Origin of the sequence: Desulfonatronum sp. SC1, from assembly GCF_003046795.1 — a bacterium.
Taxonomy (GTDB): domain Bacteria; phylum Desulfobacterota; class Desulfovibrionia; order Desulfovibrionales; family Desulfonatronaceae; genus Desulfonatronum.
Genome location: NZ_PZKN01000083.1, coordinates 1 through 600, shown reverse-complemented (window position 1 = coordinate 600; position 600 = coordinate 1). Strand labels below are relative to the sequence as shown.

The following is a 600-nucleotide window of genomic DNA, read 5'->3' as shown; positions in this document are numbered from 1 at the left end:
GCTGAGCAGCTCACAAGTGCTTTTTACTTCATCGGATCGATTTACAGGTTTTAAGTACGATGGGTTTATCTTTAATAACCAAAGGTGGTTAAAAGAACATAATTGGACCGCTGCCGATGATATAAAAGTATGGCGCGATGGGGATAAGATCAGCTGGAGTGTAGGATGGAATTACGCTGATAAATATACAACAAAGGGGTCACCTTGGGCATCAATTGGATCTGGCGAGTATACTGGAACTAGCGATAATTGGGCAACCAACAGTCCGCTATATAATGTAAAACTTAAAGATGTAGATATTATAAAAGGCGATTGGACTTTTCCAAAACCAGAACCTGGAACATTGGCTGGTTTTCCATTTGAACAATACCATTATTATTACCAGGTATACATGTCCTCCTCTCCCTCGGGCACCCCCCATACCGGAGATATAGCGATTGTGTTGTTCGATAATTGGTATTATCAACAACCTACTTTTGGCGAACCAGTCACTATTAATGACGTATCCTACCAATATAGGTTTATTCCTGCACCTGCTGCTGGACATGGCCCCTTTTTGCAAATTTGTCTGCCAAATTCACATGTTGATCAGAGCCAGCC

1 protein-coding gene is annotated in these 600 nt (G+C 41.7%); it reads left to right on the top strand.

Going from position 1 to position 600, the window contains the following annotated elements:
* Positions 1-600, top strand: a 600-nt coding sequence (locus tag C6366_RS19805) for a hypothetical protein (RefSeq protein WP_158269867.1), incomplete at both ends; no start/stop codon positions are given.